At 34.6% G+C, this 20,540-nt stretch carries 24 protein-coding genes and 1 tRNA gene; 4 read left to right on the top strand and 21 right to left on the bottom strand.

Going from position 1 to position 20,540, the window contains the following annotated elements; all coding sequences use genetic code 11:
* Positions 1 to 75: 75 nt before the first annotated feature.
* Positions 76 to 1,089, top strand: coding sequence for a glutamine synthetase beta-grasp domain-containing protein (locus ZA07_RS13245; RefSeq protein WP_053972252.1), 1,014 nt, complete (start codon positions 76 to 78; stop codon positions 1,087 to 1,089).
* An 82-nt stretch (positions 1,090 to 1,171) separates the two neighbouring features.
* Here ZA07_RS13245 and ZA07_RS13240 read toward each other — a convergent pair whose 3' ends face one another.
* Positions 1,172 to 2,122, bottom strand: a complete 951-nt coding sequence (locus tag ZA07_RS13240; RefSeq protein WP_053972251.1) for a calcium/sodium antiporter — start codon at positions 2,120 to 2,122, stop codon at positions 1,172 to 1,174.
* A 399-nt stretch (positions 2,123 to 2,521) separates the two neighbouring features.
* Here ZA07_RS13240 and ZA07_RS13235 point away from each other — a divergent pair, with 399 nt between their 5' ends.
* The 3 genes from ZA07_RS13235 (at position 2,522) to ZA07_RS13225 (ending at position 5,744) form a co-directional block, all read left to right on the top strand.
* Entirely contained in the window at positions 2,522 to 2,881 is a 360-nt protein-coding gene (locus ZA07_RS13235; RefSeq protein ID WP_053972250.1) for a BlaI/MecI/CopY family transcriptional regulator, read from the top strand.
* Between the two features lies 1 nt (position 2,882).
* Complete coding sequence (locus ZA07_RS13230; protein WP_053972249.1) at positions 2,883 to 5,069, top strand: M56 family metallopeptidase; 2,187 nt, start codon at positions 2,883 to 2,885, stop codon at positions 5,067 to 5,069.
* 522 nt (positions 5,070 to 5,591) lie between these two features.
* Entirely contained in the window at positions 5,592 to 5,744 is a 153-nt protein-coding gene (locus ZA07_RS13225; RefSeq protein ID WP_053972248.1) for a hypothetical protein, read from the top strand.
* A gap of 54 nt (positions 5,745 to 5,798) precedes the next feature.
* On the opposite strand, the gene ZA07_RS13220 is transcribed toward ZA07_RS13225, so the two are convergent.
* From ZA07_RS13220 to prmA, 20 genes are all read right to left on the bottom strand, one after another.
* A complete protein-coding gene (locus ZA07_RS13220) occupies positions 5,799 to 6,215 on the bottom strand; it encodes a YeeE/YedE family protein (RefSeq protein ID WP_053972563.1) in 417 nt (138 codons plus the stop codon).
* A gap of 6 nt (positions 6,216 to 6,221) precedes the next feature.
* Positions 6,222 to 6,779: a YeeE/YedE family protein gene (locus tag ZA07_RS13215; RefSeq protein WP_053972247.1), complete on the bottom strand. Its 558-nt coding sequence runs from the start codon at positions 6,777 to 6,779 to the stop codon at positions 6,222 to 6,224.
* A gap of 85 nt (positions 6,780 to 6,864) precedes the next feature.
* Positions 6,865 to 7,941 (bottom strand): cytochrome d ubiquinol oxidase subunit II, encoded by a 1,077-nt coding sequence (gene cydB / locus ZA07_RS13210; protein ID WP_053972246.1) that lies wholly within the window; start codon positions 7,939 to 7,941, stop codon positions 6,865 to 6,867.
* A 2-nt stretch (positions 7,942 to 7,943) separates the two neighbouring features.
* Positions 7,944 to 9,275 (bottom strand): cytochrome ubiquinol oxidase subunit I, encoded by a 1,332-nt coding sequence (locus tag ZA07_RS13205; RefSeq protein WP_053972245.1) that lies wholly within the window; start codon positions 9,273 to 9,275, stop codon positions 7,944 to 7,946.
* Positions 9,276 to 9,424: 149 nt separating this feature from the next.
* On the bottom strand, positions 9,425 to 10,021 hold the full coding sequence (locus ZA07_RS13200) for a class I SAM-dependent methyltransferase (RefSeq protein ID WP_053972244.1): 597 nt from the start codon (positions 10,019 to 10,021) through the stop codon (positions 9,425 to 9,427).
* Positions 10,022 to 10,102: 81 nt separating this feature from the next.
* Positions 10,103 to 11,365: an FAD/NAD(P)-binding oxidoreductase gene (locus ZA07_RS13195; protein ID WP_053972243.1), complete on the bottom strand. Its 1,263-nt coding sequence runs from the start codon at positions 11,363 to 11,365 to the stop codon at positions 10,103 to 10,105.
* A gap of 105 nt (positions 11,366 to 11,470) precedes the next feature.
* Positions 11,471 to 11,671, bottom strand: coding sequence for a DUF2892 domain-containing protein (locus ZA07_RS13190; RefSeq protein ID WP_053972242.1), 201 nt, complete (start codon positions 11,669 to 11,671; stop codon positions 11,471 to 11,473).
* 126 nt (positions 11,672 to 11,797) lie between these two features.
* Positions 11,798 to 12,094, bottom strand: coding sequence for a thioredoxin (trxA, locus tag ZA07_RS13185; RefSeq protein WP_053972241.1), 297 nt, complete (start codon positions 12,092 to 12,094; stop codon positions 11,798 to 11,800).
* 20 nt (positions 12,095 to 12,114) lie between these two features.
* Positions 12,115 to 12,852 carry a DUF2490 domain-containing protein gene (locus ZA07_RS13180; RefSeq protein WP_053972240.1) on the bottom strand — a complete coding sequence of 246 codons (738 nt, stop codon included), beginning with the start codon at positions 12,850 to 12,852 and terminating at the stop codon, positions 12,115 to 12,117.
* A 33-nt stretch (positions 12,853 to 12,885) separates the two neighbouring features.
* A complete protein-coding gene (locus ZA07_RS13175; protein ID WP_053972239.1) occupies positions 12,886 to 13,350 on the bottom strand; it encodes a c-type cytochrome in 465 nt (154 codons plus the stop codon).
* A gap of 2 nt (positions 13,351 to 13,352) precedes the next feature.
* A complete protein-coding gene (locus tag ZA07_RS13170; protein ID WP_053972238.1) occupies positions 13,353 to 13,619 on the bottom strand; it encodes a heavy-metal-associated domain-containing protein in 267 nt (88 codons plus the stop codon).
* Positions 13,620 to 13,624: 5 nt separating this feature from the next.
* The gene (locus ZA07_RS13165) at positions 13,625 to 13,975 is read right to left on the bottom strand and encodes a rhodanese-like domain-containing protein (RefSeq protein WP_053972237.1); all 351 of its coding nucleotides are present in this window, start codon (positions 13,973 to 13,975) and stop codon (positions 13,625 to 13,627) included.
* A gap of 36 nt (positions 13,976 to 14,011) precedes the next feature.
* Positions 14,012 to 15,430 carry a rhodanese-like domain-containing protein gene (locus ZA07_RS13160; RefSeq protein WP_053972236.1) on the bottom strand — a complete coding sequence of 473 codons (1,419 nt, stop codon included), beginning with the start codon at positions 15,428 to 15,430 and terminating at the stop codon, positions 14,012 to 14,014.
* Positions 15,431 to 15,577: 147 nt separating this feature from the next.
* Complete coding sequence (locus ZA07_RS13155) at positions 15,578 to 16,993, bottom strand: rhodanese-like domain-containing protein (protein WP_053972235.1); 1,416 nt, start codon at positions 16,991 to 16,993, stop codon at positions 15,578 to 15,580.
* Positions 16,994 to 17,071: 78 nt separating this feature from the next.
* On the bottom strand, positions 17,072 to 17,893 hold the full coding sequence (locus ZA07_RS13150) for a sulfite exporter TauE/SafE family protein (protein ID WP_053972234.1): 822 nt from the start codon (positions 17,891 to 17,893) through the stop codon (positions 17,072 to 17,074).
* A 71-nt stretch (positions 17,894 to 17,964) separates the two neighbouring features.
* Complete coding sequence (locus ZA07_RS13145) at positions 17,965 to 18,597, bottom strand: Crp/Fnr family transcriptional regulator (protein ID WP_053972233.1); 633 nt, start codon at positions 18,595 to 18,597, stop codon at positions 17,965 to 17,967.
* Positions 18,598 to 18,599: 2 nt separating this feature from the next.
* Entirely contained in the window at positions 18,600 to 18,986 is a 387-nt protein-coding gene (locus ZA07_RS13140) for a DUF983 domain-containing protein (protein ID WP_053972232.1), read from the bottom strand.
* 116 nt (positions 18,987 to 19,102) lie between these two features.
* Positions 19,103 to 19,176: transfer RNA gene (locus ZA07_RS13135), tRNA-Arg, on the bottom strand.
* A gap of 69 nt (positions 19,177 to 19,245) precedes the next feature.
* A complete protein-coding gene (locus ZA07_RS13130) occupies positions 19,246 to 19,521 on the bottom strand; it encodes an ATP-dependent Clp protease adaptor ClpS (RefSeq protein WP_053972231.1) in 276 nt (91 codons plus the stop codon).
* 16 nt (positions 19,522 to 19,537) lie between these two features.
* Positions 19,538 to 20,365 (bottom strand): 50S ribosomal protein L11 methyltransferase, encoded by an 828-nt coding sequence (gene prmA, locus ZA07_RS13125; protein WP_053972230.1) that lies wholly within the window; start codon positions 20,363 to 20,365, stop codon positions 19,538 to 19,540.
* Between the last annotated feature and the right edge of the window lie 175 nt (positions 20,366 to 20,540).

Raw genomic sequence — 20,540 nt, 5'->3', positions numbered from 1 at the left:
CCTTCATAAATAGCAGATAAGTTAAAATAACATATATTTGCCCCATTATTGAATTATCAAAAATTAATTTAAAAAATGGCAAAATCTAAACTTGAGTATATATGGTTAGATGGTTACTATCCAACTCAAAACATGAGAAGTAAAACCAAAGTTGAAGATGACTTTAGCGGGAAGTTGGAAGACTGCCCAATTTGGTCATTTGATGGAAGTTCTACTAAACAGGCAGAAGGCGGGTCATCTGACTGTCTTTTAAAACCGGTTGCAATTTATCCAGATCCTGCAAGAAGAAATGGATACTTAGTAATGACAGAAGTTTTAAACGCTGATGGAACTCCTCACGAATCAAATGGAAGAGCTACTATTGACGATGATGATAATGATTTTTGGTTCGGTTTTGAACAGGAATACTTCATCATGGATAAGAAAACACAATTGCCATTAGGATTTCCAGTAGGTGGATATCCAGGACCACAAGGATTATATTATTGCTCTGTAGGCGGGTTAAACACCCACGGAAGAGCCTTTGTTGAAGAACATGCTGATTTATGTATAGATGCTGGATTAAACTTCGAGGGAATTAACCAAGAAGTCGCTTCAGGTCAGTGGGAATTCCAATTGTTTGCAAAAGGAGCTAAGAAAGCAGGAGATGAAATTTGGATTGCCCGTTACTTACTTGACCGCTTAACTGAAAAATACGGTTATTATATTGAATACCATCCTAAACCAGTTAAAGGAGACTGGAATGGTTCTGGAATGCATGCAAACTTCTCTAATTCAGTATTGAGAACATGTGGAGACAAAGAAACCTACATGAAAATTTGTGAAGCTTTCAGACCAGTGACTAAAGAACATATTGAAGTTTATGGTGAGTTTAACGACCAACGTTTAACTGGAAAACACGAAACCGCTTCAATTAACGATTTCAGCTATGGCGTATCAGATAGAGGAGCTTCTATAAGAATTCCTATTATCACTGTAGAAAAAGGATGGAAAGGATGGTTAGAAGACCGTCGTCCAGCTTCTAATGGTGATCCTTATAAAATTGCAGGTAGAATTGTTAAAACAGTTAAATCTGCTATTTTAGACTAGACTGCCTCATTAATTTGTTCATAATAAAAAAGCTTACGGTATCGTAAGCTTTTTTTTATTTTAAATAATTCTACAAACAAACTTATTTTATAGCCATATAAACAAATAAAATGTAGGCTCCTAATAGAACAAAACCCTTATACCTATAAATTTCAAATCGACGCGGGATATATACCATAGGTAATAGTACAGCAGCAATTCCTATCATCCAAAAAATATTAGTGGATAGAATTTCAGGAGTTGCAGGATTAACTTGAATTGGTTTAATGATAGCTGTTAGCCCCAAAACAGAACAAATATTAAAAATATTGGATCCTATCAAATTACCAAGTGAAATGGCCTTTTCCTTTTTCAATGCCGCAATCACCGATGCCGCTAGCTCTGGAACACTCGTACCAATAGCAATCACCGTAACTGAAATAGCATATTCAGAGACCCCTAGCGCTAAGGCCAATTCCTTGGCTCCAAAAACCAACCATTCACTACCAAAATATAATGCCAAAGCACCTATCAACAACCACATAAATATTTTAAAACCAGATACTTCTTTTAAAGCATCGTCTACTTCTTCCAAATTAATTGTCAAAGTCTTTCGGGAATCCCTTATCAGAATGATTAAAAACAGGATCAAAACAGCCATAAAAGAAACGCCCTCCCATTTGCTCAATAACTGATCGTTTTTTAGAAAAACATAAAGCAACAGAGACATTATCATCATCATGGGCCAATTTAATTTGAAAAAACTGCGATCCACTATCAAGGGCGAAATTATCGCTGTCACTCCTAAAACCAACCCAATATTAGCTATATTAGAACCTATAACATTACCCAAAGAAATATCTGAAGAACCATCCAAGGCTGCCTGAAGACTCACCAACAATTCTGGCGCTGAAGTTGCAAACGACACAACAGTCATCCCGATGACCAGTTTAGATAATTTCAGCTTAAAAGATAGTGCGACTGACGACCTTACCAAAAATTCTCCTCCCACGACTAAAAGTAAAAGCCCTAAAAGCACCCAGACAAAACTCATATTACATTTTTGTGCGAAGATAGACAACAGGAATTTCTTTTCACAATGGAACTAGAAAAAGGTAGAATTGAGTACTTTTTAAAATCATATTAATATTCTTTCACAGTATTTAACAATTAAGGTCATTTTCGACCTAAAGTCATGTTAAACTTTTACAGAAATCAAACTTCCGTTGTAATTTTGACTAAGAAATTTAAATGAGATTATAATATACTACATGACCATGTAGTTGTTTTCATAAATAGTTAGTTAGTTAAGAGTTAAAAACGTGCCGATGGCACGTTTTTTTTTACTCCTTCTTGAAAAAACTAAAAAAACAGTTAAAAAACTACAAATTTAGTTGTGTAACTATTTTTTTAGTTATATGTTTGAATTAGAACAGTCAAATTTTAGATCGTTATGCAAAAGCTCACAAACAAAGAAGAAGAAATCATGCACATTTTATGGAGGCTTGAAAAAGCCTTTGTAAAGGATGTTTTAGCTGAAATTCATGACGACAAGCCACACTACAACACCCTTTCCACTATAATTAGAAACCTAGAAGATAAGGGCTATGTAACCTATAATGCCTATGGCAAGACCCACCAGTACTACCCTATTGTTTCTAAAGAGGATTACAAAAAGAAATTCATGAACACGGCCATTGAAAGCTTTTTCAATAATTCTTATAAAAATGTCGTATCCTTTTTTGCCAAAGAAGAGAAAATAAGTGTAGAGGAGCTTAAGGAAATAATCGATTTAATCGAAAATAAGAAATGATATGGAATATTTCATTAAGGCTTCGAGCATTTTAACCATTTTCTATTTGGTTTATTTCTTATTCCTAAAACAGGAAACTTTCTTCCAAAGCAATCGGTTATTTTTGCTGACTGGGATTATATGTGCAATCATTTTACCTAATATTCTCATTCCTATTTATGTTGAACTAGAGCCTCAAACAATAAATTTAGACTTACCACAAGGCGTCTTGATTGAACCTACTGAAATTACCTCAAAGTTCGATTGGCTTATTCTTATTCCTTATACCTATTTTACTGTTACCATCGTTTTATTGGGTAAATTTTTAATAGAGATTACCTCAATTTTTGGTCTTATAAAACGGGGGGATGTAAGAGATTCGGAAGATTTCAAAATGGTAGAGACCATTGATCCCATTTCGCCCTTCTCCTTTTTTAAATGGATTTTTTACCATCCAAAACAATTTCACCTTAGTGAACTCGAGTTAATCATAAACCACGAAAAGGCTCACGCAAAACAATACCACTCCCTAGATGTCCTATTTATGGAACTGACATGTATTATATTCTGGTTTAATCCTATTTCATGGATTTACAAAAAATCTCTAAAACAAAATTTGGAGTTTATAGCTGATAAGGAAACGCAAAAATCATCTCATTGTCAAAAGACCTATCAAAGATTACTTTTAAAAACAAGTCTCAAAAATCATCACATGGCCCTGGCCAACCCTTTTTATAATTCATTAATCAAAAAACGAATAGTTATGTTACAAAAATCAAAATCAAGTAAAATTAAGGCATGGAAATACATCCTTATTCTTCCCCTTTTAGCAGGGTTTCTTATGAGCTTTAATACCAAGGAAGTGTTTCTAACCAAGAAGACAGAACCTACTAGTACCAATCAAATAACAGTGAGGGCTTCATCAACCACTCAAGAATTGAATAAGATAGAGGATATGTTCACCAACAAGAATTTACAATTTAAATTTACAGATCTTACAAGAAATTCAAATCAGCTTATTGAAACGATTTCTATCAGCACCAAAAAGTTTAATGATTCAAAATTTACCAAACGCCTAACTATTAATAAACAAGATAATGCAGAAGGGATTGCTTCCTTTAAAATTTCAAAACAGGGTGATGGCGATGACATTTTATTTCAATTAGCAGACAATAAACGTTTTCCCCAATCGAATCCAACCGTGCTTTTGGGAGAAAGAACAATAGGAATGTTTAAAGAAGCGGAAAAAGAGGAAAAGACGTTAGGAGACTCTCCACTTTACATTGTTAATGGAAAACCTTTAAAAACACACCAAATTCCCTCCAAACAATTTACTGTAGACAGCTCTATCAAACTTATACCAAAAAAAGAAGCTATTAAAACCTACGGTAATCAAGCGAAGGATGGAGCAATCATTTTTAATGGAAAGGTTTCCTTTGACCAAAATAAAACAATCACAGAAATAATTATTAATAAGGATTTCACAGAAGCAGACTTGGTCAAGGTCAAGAATGATTTCAAAAAGGAAGGTATTGAAATTAAATTCAAAGGAATTAAGCGTAACGAAACAGGTGAAATAATAGCAATTAAAATAACGGCCAAGGGAACCAATTTAAGCGCCAATTATCAAATATCAACAAGTACTCCCATAAACCCAATCGTTATTCAATACAATTCAGATGGCAACAAAATATCAATCGGTAATTGGAAACAAAAAGAAAAGGGAGAACCTATATATGTCATAAGGAAACCTCAGGATGACACAGTAGAAATCAAGGTTGATGGAAATGGTGAAGGCGATATGATCTTTATAGATGAAGATGGAGAAAAACAAACAGTCAAAGTTGCGGGTACAACTAAATTTCGAAAAAAAGATTCACAAGAAATAATTGAAATCAAAACCGATAAAGATGGAAAAGTGTCAAAGAATGTTTGGGTTACTAAATCTGAAGGTCAACCTCTGATTTGGAGATCTGATGAAAACGTAGAGATTGAAATTAACTCAGAAAAATCTGGTGATTTCTTCTTCACCAGTCCATCAAATGCAAATCCGCTTTACTTAATCAACGGAAAGGAAGTTTCTAAAGAGGAGGTCTTGAAAATAGATAAGGAGAAAATTGAATCTATTGATGTGCTTAAGGGCAAAAAAGCCCTAGAAACTTACGGTGATAAAGCCAAAGATGGTGTCATAAGCATTAAAACGAAGTAAAGAAAAATAAAGTTTATTTATTTAAAACCAGCTAAATTTAGCTGGTTTTGTGCTTTCATTGCGATTCTTTTTCTTTCCTATACAACTATTGTTTTCTTCACACAGAAAGATGAAACACACCCAAAACCATCCAAAATGTGTCCATTTTTAGAAGATAGAGCCAAAAAACCATCAAAAATCACCTAGAAAAGTTACAAAACAAAACTTAAAGAACGAATTTAAACTATATTTTGAAACCACCCTCAAGGGATTAATGTTTCTTTTTGAAATAATAAACAACCAAAACACTTTTAAATCAGAAATCAATTTCATCAATTTCAAGCAAAACATTTGGAGACAATTATTCGGTCATTGTATATTGAAAAAACAATTAAACTATTAACCTTTAAAACCTCAAAATTATGATCGTTATTGCTTTGTATCTCATTGACCTTATTTGTTCAATGTTCTAAAAATGTTTCTGTAAAACTTAGTTCTAGAATAAGTTTTACTATTTTTAAACATTACAGAGTATTACGAAACATGAAATCCAGGTTTTTTAAGTTTTTAGCTTCAATAAATAAGTACGTCTTACCAAGTTTCACCAAACAAAAATTAGATCTTGCAAAAGCTAAAAAATGGCAATTAGCCATTATTGGGTGGCGGGCTTATGTGACCAAACAAGCCTTAGATTAAAAAAAAACCACGAAAAGATTCCGTGGTTCATCGCTATTAATAATTACCTAGTTCTTAGTGTGGTAATTTATTTCTTAATAATCCGTAAACATAAGTTCCTAAAAGAGCAGATACGATCACTACCAAGATTGGCAGAAACCCTGCTCCCAATAAAGTAAACATAGGACCCGGACAGGCTCCTGCAAGTCCCCATCCCAGTCCAAAAATAATGCCTCCTATTAAATAGCGGCTAATACTCATGTCCTTAGGCGAAAAGCTAATTTCCTTTCCAGTTGTATCTTTTATATGTTTTCTTTTAATGACTTGAACCATAACTACGCCTATAGCCAATGCAGATCCAATTATACCATACATATGGAAAGCATCAAATTGAAACATTTCATAAATCCTAAACCATGAAGCCGCTTCTGATTTAAACATGGTAATTCCAAAAAGCATTCCTATCACCAAATATGTTATTGTTTTCTTCATCATAATCTAAAATATTAATGGGAATAATAAATGCACCATCACTAAACCTCCAATAAAGAAGCCTATAACAGCAATTAATGAAGGTAGTTGTAAATTACTCAAACCCGAAATGGCATGACCCGAAGTACATCCACCTGCATATCTTGATCCAAATCCAATGAGAAAACCTCCAATAATCAATAATGACAAGATTTTAAAATTTGATAAAACAGATAAATCAAACATTTCTGAAGGCAAATAAGAAGAGCCTGCACTGTCAAAACCCAACTCCTTTAAAGAAGCTATAGAATTAGCACTGATATCAACTGCTGTGGAGTTAGATAAATAATGAGAGGCAATAAAACCTCCAATGATTGTACCTACAACCACCACCAAATTCCAACGTTGCTTCTTCCAGTCAAAACAAAAGAACTCGCAATTCTTATCTGCACCACATATGGTACATAAAGTTCTCAAGTTAGAAGACATTCCAAATTCCTTTCCTACTTTTAAAAGTAGAAACATCACAAACGCTATTAATGGCCCAGACACATACCAAGGCCATGGCTCCAAAATAAAATCCATAATTTTATTCAAATTAATTATTGTACAAAGTAACGGCAATATAAGCCTATTGTATGTAACATTTGTTACTTAATCACCCAAAAACTTAGTGTTCTCCATAGCTCACATGATCCATTTTACCTTTAAAAACCTTGTATTGAATGAAAAAATAAACTGCCACTAATAGAATCGCAACAACAAACCACTTAATCCCTACGGACAACCCATAATCATCGGCTGCCATATTGTAAATAGTTAATGAGGGGTTTAAAGAATTGGTAGATGGCAACAAGTTTGGAAAGATGGAAGCCGCAGTTGATGCAAAACCACCAACAAGAAATAACGTTGAGAAAATAAGTCCTGTACCGTCCTTCTTAAAGCTTCTAATACGAAACAATCCAAATAGCCCGACAACCATTAAAACTGGAAACACCCATAAATATGGGTTCTTTATAAAATTATCAAATGGATTTGGTTCAATAATATGCCATGTTAAAACAGAAACAATTACCAAAGCCATTAGAATAAAGTTCAAAATAAATATGGCCTTTCTTAATTTCTTATTCAAAGAAGAATTGGTTTTAAAAATGATCCAATTGGCTCCATGGATGGTTAAAATAACAACTGCAATTATACCCAGAAGAATGGTAAACCAATCTATAATACCCAAATGCACCGCTTTCGGACTAAAAGTAGGATTCCATAATGGCAGAAAAAAATAATGAGGTTCATGTGCAGACACTCCATTTTCAACCATTCCCAAGTTCACACCTCTTACCACATTTCCTAGAGCTATCCCAAAAAACAATGCCAACAATAAACTTGAGATACCAAATGCCTTATCCCAGATACTTTCCCACATTTTATTGTGAACTTGCCCTCTCAATTCCAAACCTACGGCTCTAAAAATTAACAACCATAAAATCATCATTAAGGGCAAATAAAAACCACTGAATGAAGAGGCATACAACGTAGGGAAAGCAAAAAACAAAACACCCCCAGAAGCAATCAACCAGACCTCATTAGCATCCCAAAATGGACCTATAGATTTAGTAATTGCTTTTTTATCTTCCTCTGATTTTGCGAAAAACAAATGAATAATACCAGCTCCAAAGTCATAACCATCTAAAACCACATATATGGCTAACATAAACATAAGTACGATATACCAAAATAATTCCATAATTACGATTTTACGGGATGTGGCCCTTTATAAATAATTTTCCCCACTAAAATTAAAAACAACATTCCTAACAGTAAATAAAGGCCGATAAACCCTAAAAGCGTAAACAAGGTATTCCCTGAAGACACTGTTGGTGAGGCCCCTTCTGAGGTTCTCAGTAAATTATAGACCAACCATGGTTGTCTACCCAGTTCTGCCGTATACCAACCTGTAGTATTGGCGATATACGGAAATGGAACCATAAACAATAGCGCCCATAATAACTTTTTGGTTTGAAATAGTTTCTTTCGCTTCAACTGTATAAAAGCTAAAAGCATTAACCCAATAAAAATGGTTCCCAGACCCACCATAATGTGGTAAGAATAATACAATCCAGGAATATTGGTTGGATACAAATCGGCATCAAATTCATTTAATCCTTTAATTTCAGCATCCCACTTTTGATAGGTCAAAAAGCTTAAAATGTTAGGAACCGCAATTTTATTGTCTAACTTCTTATCTAAGATATTAGGTTGTCCTATAAGGATTATTTCAGAACCCCCATCTTCTGTTTCAAAAATACCTTCCATAGCAGCAAAGGTTACCGGTTGATGTTCCACCACATTTTTAGCTGCTAAATCTCCAGTAGGAAATGCTACCAAAATTGTTGAAATCAAACCAAAAATAATGCCCGTTTTTAGGAATAATTTTCCAAACTCAAGATGTTTATTATTCAAAATATAGAAGGCTCCAACAGCAGTCACTACAAAGGAACTAGTCACTACAGAAGCAGCTTGATTATGTAAAAACGAGGGCCACAACCAAGGATTTGAAAATAGTGCTGAAAAATTGTTCAAAACAAACTTTCCGTTTTCTAGAATCTCATACCCCACTGGATATTGCATCCAGGAATGAGTGGCAATGATAAGGAAACCACTTGCCCAAGAGCCAAGAAAAACCAAAAAACCAGTTACAAAATGAAGTTTATGGCCTAAAAGTTTTTCTCCAAAAAGAAACAAACCAAGAAAAGAAGATTCCAAGAAAAAGGAAAACATCCCCTCCATGGCTAAGGTTTGTCCTATAATACCTCCAGTTAGTTCCGAAAATTTAGCCCAATTGGTTCCAAATTGAAATTCCATTGGGATTCCTGTCACCACTCCCATAGCAAAATTAAGAGCAAAAATTTTCATCCAAAACTTGGCGGCATCATTGTACTTCTCTAAATGAGACCGAAGATATTTCCATTTAAAGTAGACAATCATTAAAGACAGTCCCATGGTAAGTTGTGGAAATAAATAATGGAAGGTTATTGTGAACGCAAATTGCATTCGATCGTAGAAAAGCATATCCTCCATAAAGGCAATTAATTTTAGCTTATCAAATTTAAGAATTTAACTAAGGAACACAGCCATAAATACCAATAATAAAACTTCATTTCTAGCTGTAATTAAAAATTTAACACAAGTGATTTTTAGTAAAAAAACTCTAACTATCATTTCATACTTCAAAAGGCTTTTTTTGCAAAAAACCTGATGACTGAGGCTTCACCTTGATGATATTCACCCTCATCAAGAATAATAAAATCTTTTCTCAATTCTAAAAATTCCAGACCATCAAAATAGTCCTTTACCTCATCCAGTGAGAACAACATATCTTTATCTTTTGGTCCACCAGAACTAAAATTCAATTGTTCTTTTGAAAAACCCTCAAAAATCACATGCCCCCCTGGCTTCAAAAATTTCAATAGGTTTTGGAATACTTGTTTTTGGATGGATACAGGAAAATGAGTAAAACTAAATCCTATCACATCAAACAGTGTTTCTGATTCAAAATCTAAAGCATCGCAGACTTGATATTTAAATTCCACCCCATTCTTGGTAGCCAATTCAAGTGCTTTCTTCCTTCCTACTTCACTGTAATCAAAGGCCGTAACCCCCCAATTTTGTAATGCGGCATAAACCGCATTTCTACCTTGACCTTCGGCAGGTAATAGAAGGCTTCCCTGATTTAAATCCCGCAACTTTCCCTTAAGATATTCATTGGGCCTTGTGCCATAGGTATACTCCTCTTCTTGATATCTGTTATTCCAAAAGTCTTTCATACTCAAATAACGTTAAAAGAGAAGAGATGGATTCTACCATCTCTTCCCTACCTAACTAAAAATCTAATTACATCAATCTAATTATACATTTTGGCCTTTTAACATTTTGTTCCAATACAAATAAGGCAATCCATATTTTTTCAACAACCACAATCTATAATGCTCCTTAGAACTATCAAAAATTAGCATTTGTTTTAACTTAGGGTCTGGAGTAAAATTGCCGTCATAGTCAAATTCAGCCAAAGCCATTTTACCATATCCAGTTATCAAAGGACAAGAAGAATATCCGTTATATTTCTTGTTGGTTGCTTTCTGTGACGCCATAAGTTTTTTTATGTTATCAATTACTACAGGCACTTGTTTTCTAACTGCAGCCCCTGTTTTTGCGGTTGGCAACCCTGCAACATCTCCCAAGCCAAATATGTTTTCATACTTGTTATGCTGTAACGAGTGTAAGTCAACATCTAACCAGCCATCAGCGTTTACCAGACTTGATTCCTTAACAAATTTTGGTGCCGTTTGAGGTGGTGCTAAATGCAACATATCAAATGGCATTTCAACTACTGTTTCTCCAGACATTTTTTCTCCTAAAGAATTGTCTTCAGTCACATAACAATTGCTTTCATCAGGGTCAACATTTTTAAAATAAACCAATTTTTTATCCGCATCAATCTTCACTGGAGCATAAAAAGGTTTGAAATGCATACCATATCTATTGATAACCTTCTCTAATGTTTTTTTAATGGGTTTCACACCAAAAATAACACTACCTGGGGTAGCAAATACCACATTAGTTTTATCCAAAAGATCATGTTTTCTGAAATAATCAGCAGATAAGTAAGCTATTTTTTGTGGTGCCCCACCACATTTTATTGGCGTTGTTGGCTGGGTAAACACGGCATTACCTCCTTTAAAATTTTTCAAGGTTTCCCATACATGTTTTGGATTGGTATAAATACTACAAACCACTCCTTTCTCCATAGCTTCAGGAAGTCCTTCAATGAGCTCTGGTGCCATCACCAATCCTGGTGCAACCACTAGATAATCATAGGAAATATCCCCATTCTCTTTGGTTGAAACAGTATTATTCTCTGGAATAAATCCAGTTGCAAAATCCTTAATCCAAGTCACCCCAGAAGGAATAACCTCTTTCATAGGCTTTGAGGTATCTTCATAATCATAAGTCCCAGCTGCTACCAAAGTAAATGCTGGTTGATAGTAATGAGTATCTGATGGCTCTATGATTGCAACATCAAAATTTTTATTTTGATTTTTTAATTGGGCTGCAGTCATAATACCAGCCGTCCCTCCTCCAATAATAAGTATTTGATAATGTGATTTCATCTCGTCAAAATTTTACACTATAAAGATACCTCAAGGTCACAATTTATTCAGTAACCTTTGTTACAGATTGTTTATTTACAAAGAACTTAGAAATCTGACTAAAATCTATTTCTTACAAGTATTTATTCCTAAAATAGGATATAGCGGACAAAAACCGACCAAGCTGGTTAGGATAAAAACTGCTGCCAAAACGTACAGAATAATTGCAATCGTACCTTCTATGATATTAAAAAACCCTAAGGCAATAAAAACGACAGCCAATAAAAGTCGAATGGTCCTGTCTGGATTTCCCATGTTATTTTTCATGACATTAATCTTTTAGCAAGTTTATAGTTTATCTAAAGTTAAGCAATAATATGCTCTAAAACATACATTTACACTTATATCTAACCAAAAACATTACATTCCTTTTGATCCTTTATTATAAAAGTCCTAAATGGATGTTAGAATTTTCTGGGTCAAATCTCTTTCTTGAAGAACACCAGGTTGTTTCCACAAAATTTCCCCTTGCTTAAATAACATAAGGGTAGGTATGCTTCTAATGGCATATTTTGCTGATAAGGCTTGATTCTTGTCCACGTCAATTTTGATAATCCTAACCTTATCACCCAAGCTTTCTTTAACCTGTTCTAGGATAGGAGCCATCATTTTGCACGGACCACACCAATCGGCATAAAAGTCAACCAAAGTAGGTTGAGATGAAGCAACTATTTCTGAAAATTTTGCCATAACTAATTGCGTTTAAATTTTTAAATAATTTTATAAGTCAAAGTGGTTTCCCAAATATGATTTGTCACAAATGAATCTGAGTTGAGTTTCAAATACACATCGTGATACCCACTTCTGATTGATACCTTATCATTAATTCGATACTTCAATCCCAAGAACATCCAATTCTGATTGAGCGACTTAGGCCTTACACCCTGATCCAAATTTAATAAAACCTCATCATAAGCCGTAACCTGTAATTTGGTTTTCAATTCCTCCTTAAAAATGGGAATATTAACTATGAAACGGTATCGAAACCTATGATTAAACTTAGTTCCCTCAATTTGATAAACGCCTTGGTTGTTCACCAAGCGATCTTTAAATCGTTGTTCCAATCTTAATCTATGCGCCAGATTGAAGTTCTTATACTTATTTTTGAGTATCAACTGCTCCCAGACATTATTTTCCAATACATCAAGTCTAGTGCTAAAACTTGAATACGCATAATTTTTAATGTATGAATATCCGATTGAAAGATCCACTTCCTCTTTTGAAATATAATGAAACGAGGGTCTAACAATAAACTGCTCCCAATCTGTCGTAAAGTTGGTGCGTCTAAAATTAAATTCGGTACTCACATAATATTTAGCACTAATAGCACCTTCTAAGATTAGGGTATTCCAACTACTATAATGCTTGTAATTTGTATCTTGAGATTGTGCCTGTGGTATTACTAAAAGTAATAAAATACCCCACAAACAACTTTTTAAATTCTTCATTTAGCTTTTTAATTACAGAAGAAAGCTTATTGGCTAAAGTCTTTTGTTCTGACATCCCTGCTTTTGATGGTCTTTAAACCATTCTGGCTGGTTCAATTCATTGTCAAACATATAATCTGCAATCAACCTAATGTCTTCCTCACTAAATGCTTGTTTGGGCATCAATTTAAACTTCCTGACGGCCCCAGGCATTTGGGATTTTTCCAGAGTAGGTTCTTTAACAAACTCCCAAATCGCAGATTTAAAATCTTCTTTACTAGTTTCTGATCCCAAATAGTGCATTTTCACAGCTTGCATAGGTGGAGCCAACCTATTATCCATTGTAGCCGTAGGACTGTGACAAACTGCACATTTTGAATCTAAAAGTGCTTTCCCTGGATGATTTTCACGACTAGTCTCTACACGGTCTGCCGCTAGTAGATAGTTCTCTTTTTTTTCGGGTTGTTCACAAGCATTCAAGCCTATAAAAACCATTACTAATGCCACTATTTTTTTCATAATTAACTTATTTTACCTGTCATACAACTTACCATTGACTTGGCTTTTGCTGTTAGACCATTTTCTTCATCAATTGATGGATATCCCAATGACTTTAAAGTCTCTTTTACCTTCAAACTATCTGCTTCTGAATTACTGTGAAAAGAAACTTTGGATTGCATCACGTCAACCTCAACGTCAGAAATATTCTGTATTTCAGACACTTTGGAAATGATTGTTTTTGCACAACCTCCACATTTTAGATTTTGAACTATTATTGCTGTTTTCATTTGAATTAAAAATTTTTCTCCCAGGCGAGATATCCTCCTTTGAGATCATATATTTGAATGAATCCCATTTTTTTCAAAACTTTTGCAGCATTGAAGCTACGCTGTCCTGATCTGCAAAAAACATAAACGGGTTTTGATTTGTCCATTTTGGAAAAACCTTCTCGAAAAGATCCCTGATCAAAATAATCTAAATTCAAGGCATTTTTAATAGTGCCTCTTTGGTATTCTTCAGGTGTTCTGACGTCTACCAGTTGCACATTGTCTTGAATAGCCTTTTTATATTCTGAAATTTCAAGGACATCTATTCCTTCTATATTCTGGGCACCTAGCCCCATTAAATCACTTAAAAATGACATACTTACTAATTTTTGTTTAATGAATTGAGTTTGGGTTTATTGGTTTAAAGTGGATGGACATACATAATCTGTAACAGGAACTCCCGCTTCTTTAAGACCATCAATCCCTCCATTTATATCAATTAAATTATGATATCCTCTACTTTTTAAAATTGAAGCTGTAATCATACTTCTATAGCCTCCAGCACAATGCAGATAAAATGTATCATCCTTAGGGAACTTTGATAAATAATCATTAAGATAATCTAAAGGTGTATTTTCTACATCCAACAAGTGCTCTGAAAAATACTCGCTCTCCTTTCTAACATCAAAAACTTCAATGGGTGCTTCAGTTTCCAAAATTTCCTTAAAGGTTTCTGAAGAAATGGAGCAAACCGAATCATAATCTTTTGATTCTGTTTTCCAGGATTCAAACCCACCTTTTAAATAACCTAAAGTTTGGTCAAATCCTACTCTTGACAATCTAGTAACTGCCTCTTCGACACGATCCTCTTCAACTACCAACAACAAGGGTTGAGCAATATCTGCTATCAATGCTCCTACCCAAGGTGCAAAATTGCCATCTAAACCAATAAATATGGACCTTGGGATATGACCTTTTGAAAATTCTTCTTCTGATCTAACATCCAACACAATAGCTCCTGTTTCATTAGCTGCCAATTCAAACTCATTAGGTGTTAAAGCTCTAGTACCTTGAGCCAAAACCTTATCTATATCCTCATAACCTTCTTTATTCAATTTGACATTCAAAGGAAAATATTCAGGTGGAGGCAAAAGACCATCTGTTACTTCTCTTACAAACTCCTCTTTGGTCATATCTGCTCTCAAAGCATAATTCATTTCCTTTTGGTGACCTAAGGTATCTACAGTTTCCTTCATCATGTTTTTACCACAGGCTGAACCAGCACCATGTGCCGGATAAACCACTACGTCATCTGATAAAGGCATAATTTTATCCCTTAAGGAATCAAAAAGGGTTTCTGCTAATTGTTCTTGGGTCATATCTGCCGCCTTTTGAGCTAAATCAGGTCTTCCTACATCTCCCAGAAACAAGGTGTCTCCACTAAAAATAGCATGATCCTTACCATGTTCATCTCGCAACAAATAGGTCGTACTTTCCATTGTATGACCTGGAGTATGCAAAACTTTAATGGTAACAGCCCCCAAAGAAAATTCTTGCCCATCTTTTGCTATAATAGCATCAAAACTAGGGTTCGCATTTGGACCATATATAATTGGGGCTCCTGTTTTCTTGGAAAGGGTAACGTGTCCGCTAACAAAATCAGCATGAAAATGCGTTTCAAAGATATATTTGATTTTAGCATTTCTGCAATTAGCTTTTTTTATATATGGCTGAACCTCTCTAAGCGGATCAATAATAGCGACCTCACCATTGCTTTCAATATAATAAGCTCCTTGAGCTAAACATCCGGTATAAATTTGTTCTATAGTCATTCGTTCTATTTTATTTTCAAAAATAATTTCAAACCTATTGTCTTACAGTAACATTGGTTACATTCCCGTGATACCCACAAAAAAAAGCAGCATTGACATAATCAATGCTGCTTTCTAAGAAAATGAGTAGGTACTTTGACGAGTACTTTATAATAACGTTGTGGGACAGACGTAATCTGTTTTCGGAATTTGGGTGTTGGCAGAGATTTCATCAAGACCTCCTTCAACATCTACAAAATTTTCCCATCCTCTTTGTTTTAAAATAGAGGCTGCAATCATACTTCTGTAACCTCCTGCGCAATGTAAAACAAATGGTTTGTCCTTCGGAAATTCGGACAAGTGTTTATTGATTTCATTTAAAGGTACATTTACCGCATCGATAATATGTTCAGAATCAAACTCACTCTTTTTTCTGACATCAATAATAAGTGGTTTGTCTTCATATCTTTTTTCTAACTCTTTAGGAGAAATTCGGGATACGGAATCAACTTCCTTTCCGCTTTCTTTCCAGCTTTCAAATCCACCTTTTAAATAACCTATAGAATGGTCATACCCCACTCTAGATAATCTTGTGATCGTTTCTTCTTCCTTCCCTGGATAAGTGATAAATAATATTTCCTGTTTCACATCGGGGATCATTTCTCCTACCCACATAGCAAAATTACTTTCCAAACCAATATTGATACTATTTGGAACGAACCCTTTTGCAAAGTCTTCATTCTCTCTAGTATCTAACAACAAGGCCCCAGTTTCATTGGCTATGACTTCAAATTCCTCTGGCGTTAAAGCTTTGGTAGCGCGATCCATAATGGTATCCAAACTTTCATACCCCTTGATGTTCATTAAAACGTTCTGAGGAAAATAACCAGGAGGTGTAGTAAGCCCAGTAAGCAATTCCTTAATGAATTCCTCTTTGGTCATATCTGCTCTTAAAGCATAATTGGTTTTCTTTTGATTTCCTAAAGTATCTGTTGTCTCAGTACTCATTTTTTTCCCACAAGCTGAACCAGCTCCATGGTTAGGATAAACAATTAGGTCATCACTTAAAGGCATAATTTTATTACGCAAGGAGTCAAATAAATGAGCCGCCAACTTCTCTTCTGTCAAATCTGCCACCACATGTTGGGCCAAATCAGGTCGTCCTACATCTCCAATAAATAAAGTGTCACCCGTAATAATACCGTGTTCCTTTCCTTTATCATCGATTAAAAGGTAAGTCGTACTTTCCATAGTATGCCCAGGGGTATGAATTACTTTTACTTGATAATTTCCAACCTTAAATATTTGACCATCTTCAGCTACAATAGCTTCATAACCTGGTTTGGCGTTAGGTCCAAAAACAATATCAGCTCCAGTTTTTGCTCTCAGGTCAAGGTGACCACTTACAAAATCGGCATGGAAGTGAGTTTCAAAAACATATTTGATTTTAGCTCCATCTTCTTTAGCTCTGTCAATATAGGGACCTACTTCCCTTAACGGATCAAATACCGCTGCTTCCCCATTATTTTCAATATAATAGGCGGCATGCGCTAAACATCCTGTATAAATTTGTTCTACTTTCATTGTAATTAGATTTAAATTAATTTGATATAATTCAAAATTAAAAGGTAAACTCCTTCTTTTCAGTAACTTTGGTTACATTTAATTTTTCACAAAGAATTCCATATAAAATATGAAAAAAGCCATTACGAAAATGAAATATCCAAATCCTTTTTTTAGTTTTTTACCATCTATAAAATTACTTAAATAGCTTCCGATAAAAATTCCTACAAAAGAGATTGATGTAAAGACCAAAAGAAAGGTCCAGTCAATATTCATAGTTAATGCATCTCCCAAGAAAAAGCCCATTAGTGATTTTAAAGCAATGATAATAAGAGATGTCCCTACCGCCACTTTCATTTCAACATTGGCTAAGATCACTAAGGCTGGAATAATTAAAAATCCACCACCAGCACCAATCATTCCTGTGATTCCTCCTACAATTAATCCTTCCAAAAGAATTAGTGGATAATTATATTTGACTTCTTGTTTTTCAACAGCCTTTAATTCTTTTTTGACTTTCTTGTTTTTTAACATAGAAAACGCCGCCGGAATCATTAATGCAGCAAAAAGCCCAAACATTCCCATCCTTCTTGTAAACTCGAAAGAACCTATTTCAAACAAAACTTCTGGTAGTGCTGGAACTACATAATGTCTTACAACAGACACTCCAATGATGGCTGGCGCTCCAAAAACAAAAGCAGTCCTCCAATCTACATATCCCTTGAAATGTTGTTTTATCCCTCCTACTAAAGCACTTGCTCCCACAATAAAAAGGGAATACGCTGTAGCTGCTTTTTCATTAATTAAAAACAAATAAGCTAAAACAGGGACCGCTAAGATGGATCCTCCTCCACCTATAAGGCCTAAAGAAATCCCAATAATTAAAGCGCTGATATAGCCAAAAATTTCTAGTAGTGTCATGATTTTGATTTCGTTTTAAGGCAAATTTATGGGGAGACACTCAGGCTCGCAGTAACAAGTGTTACATAAAACTACAAATCAATTATTTCAAGATAATTTCTATGCAGCTCTATCTTTCCCATTTGCTCTAGCTTTTTCAGCAACCTAGATATGACCACCCTTGATGTATGCAAATCATAGGCAATTTCTTGATGGGTATTTTTAATAATATTTTCCTTATTTACACGAGCCTTTTCCTTTAGATATTGAATAAGGCGTTCGTCCATTTGGTAAAAGGCTATACTATCTATTGTTGATAACAGCTCGTTGATGCGATTATGATAACTTTCAAAGATAAAGTTCCTCCAACTTTTATATTTGGAAGTCCACTCTTCCATTTTGGCTATAGGCACCATAATCAATTTTGAATCGACTTCGGCAATCGCTCTAATCTGACTTCTATGCTGCCCCATACAGCAAGCCATAGTCATAGAACAGGTATCTCCCTTTTCTAAATAATATAAAAGTAGTTCATCACCATCTTGATCTTCTCTTAAAACCTTAATAGCCCCAGATATCAATAGAGGCATAGACTTTACAAACTCACCTATTTCCATCATTTTATGACCTGCGGGAATTTCCTTAAAGGTTCCAACCTGAATGATATCGTTGATTAAAGCTTTTTCAAATATATGACCGTATCCTTCGGTGAGTTCCTGTATCATAATTAATGTGAAGTTTTTTGATCTTCCTTTTTAAACTTAAAAAAAAGATTGGCCCAAATAATTTTGGACAATCTATATAATATTGGAGCTAAGATAACCAAAGATACCAAGAAAGTCACAAAAAGAAACCCAGGACCTTTATCTGGGAAAAACAATAGTTTTAAAACCCATATGGCTACAAACAATGCCACTCCCAAACTATAAGAAACATAGTATGAGCCCTGATAAAAACTTGGCTCCATATGATATTTCATTTGGCATTTAGGGCAATGGTCTCTCACTTTTCCAATATTGGAAACATCAAAAATAGACCCTTCAAAAAAGGCTCCCTCTTGACATCTTGGACATGTCATAGTAAATATGCTGTACAGTTTTGTTCCTTTCAACATTTTTAAAAATTTGAAGTAAAACTAAACCTTTCAAAAAGGTTTAAAAGTAACATTGGTTACATATAAGTCTGCCGGGAAATAAAAAACCCTATCAAAATTGACAGGGTTTTATGTTGTGACCTCGGCAGGATTCAAACCTGCAACCTTCTGAGCCGTAATCAGATGCGCTATTCAGTTGCGCCACGAGGCCTTTTTAAAGTGGGTGCAAATATAAATCAATTATTTATTATCCGAAAGGGATTTAAAAAAAAATAAAAGTTTATACAATTTCTGCACTCAAACCAGCATCCAATAACATACTGCAACGCGGTCTTAAATCATCAAAATCACCTGTTTTTACCGTACACTTTCCTTTATAGTGAACTATAATGGAACACTGTTCTGCCTGTTCAGGAGTGTGGTCACAAGCATAAATTAAGGTGTTAATTACATGATCAAAGGTATTTACATCATCATTGTACAAGACAATCTCATTTTGGTTTTGTACTTCTTCTTCAAGGAGTACATCGACTGAAACTTTTTCCTTGATACTCATAAGCTATTAATTTCTACTAATTTATAAATTTTAGGGCAACCCAATGGTTCTTTTCCAGAGTTTCAACGAGTTTTAACATATGCTTATTGCACTCAGCCTCAATGGATGGGATGTCCTCTCGGTAAAAACCACTCAACAAAAGTGTGCCATTCTCATTCAACGAAGCCACATATGTCTTTATGTCATTAAGAAGGATATTCCTGTTGATATTGGCAATGATGACATCATAGCTTCTATTAGCAAGCATATTGGCATCTCCTTCATAAACATTAATATGGCTGCAATTATTACGCTCAACATTCTCCAAACTATTGATATAGCACCAATTATCAATATCTATGGCGTCCAAATGTGTTGCGCCTCTCATTTCTGCCAAGATGGCCAAAACACCTGTACCGCACCCCATGTCCAGGACCGATTTCCCTTCAAACTCATTTTTCAATACGTATTGAATCATCATATGGGTTGTTTCATGATGCCCTGTACCAAAACTCATTTTGGGCTCAATAACAATGTCATACTTGGTATCAAATTTCTCGTGAAAAGGCGCTCTAATAGCACAAAGGTCATCAACAATAATTGGAGAAAAATTCCGCTCCCATTCCTCATTCCAATTCACCTGTTCTATATCCTCAAAATGATAGGAAATTTCAAACTCATCAGATTTTAAAATCTGTATATCGTCCAATATGTTTTCCCTCCATTCGTCTTTAAGAATATAAGCAGACACACCTTCTTCGGTTTCAACAAAGCTATCAAATCCTACATAGCCTAATTCTGCGATTAAAATCTCAACAGCAGGTTCCAAAGGTTGAACCTTAAAATAGTAGCCAATATAAATCATGGGAGGTTAATTTTTTGGCAAAAGTACTAATCGTTTTAGTGCCAAATAGAATTTTATATTTCTTTTTGCATTTTCCCATTATACCTTCCTGCAAAAAATCTAGTTTAGAAAGGTTGCCATCAGAATTGAAACATAAATCTTGAAGAGACCCTATAGAAATTTCCAATGGCTACAA

This window comes from Mangrovimonas sp. ST2L15, from assembly GCF_001280515.1.
Taxonomy (GTDB): domain Bacteria; phylum Bacteroidota; class Bacteroidia; order Flavobacteriales; family Flavobacteriaceae; genus Mangrovimonas; species Mangrovimonas futianensis.
Note: the sequence above shows the minus strand (reverse complement) of the source record. Positions and strands in the feature narration are given on the sequence as shown.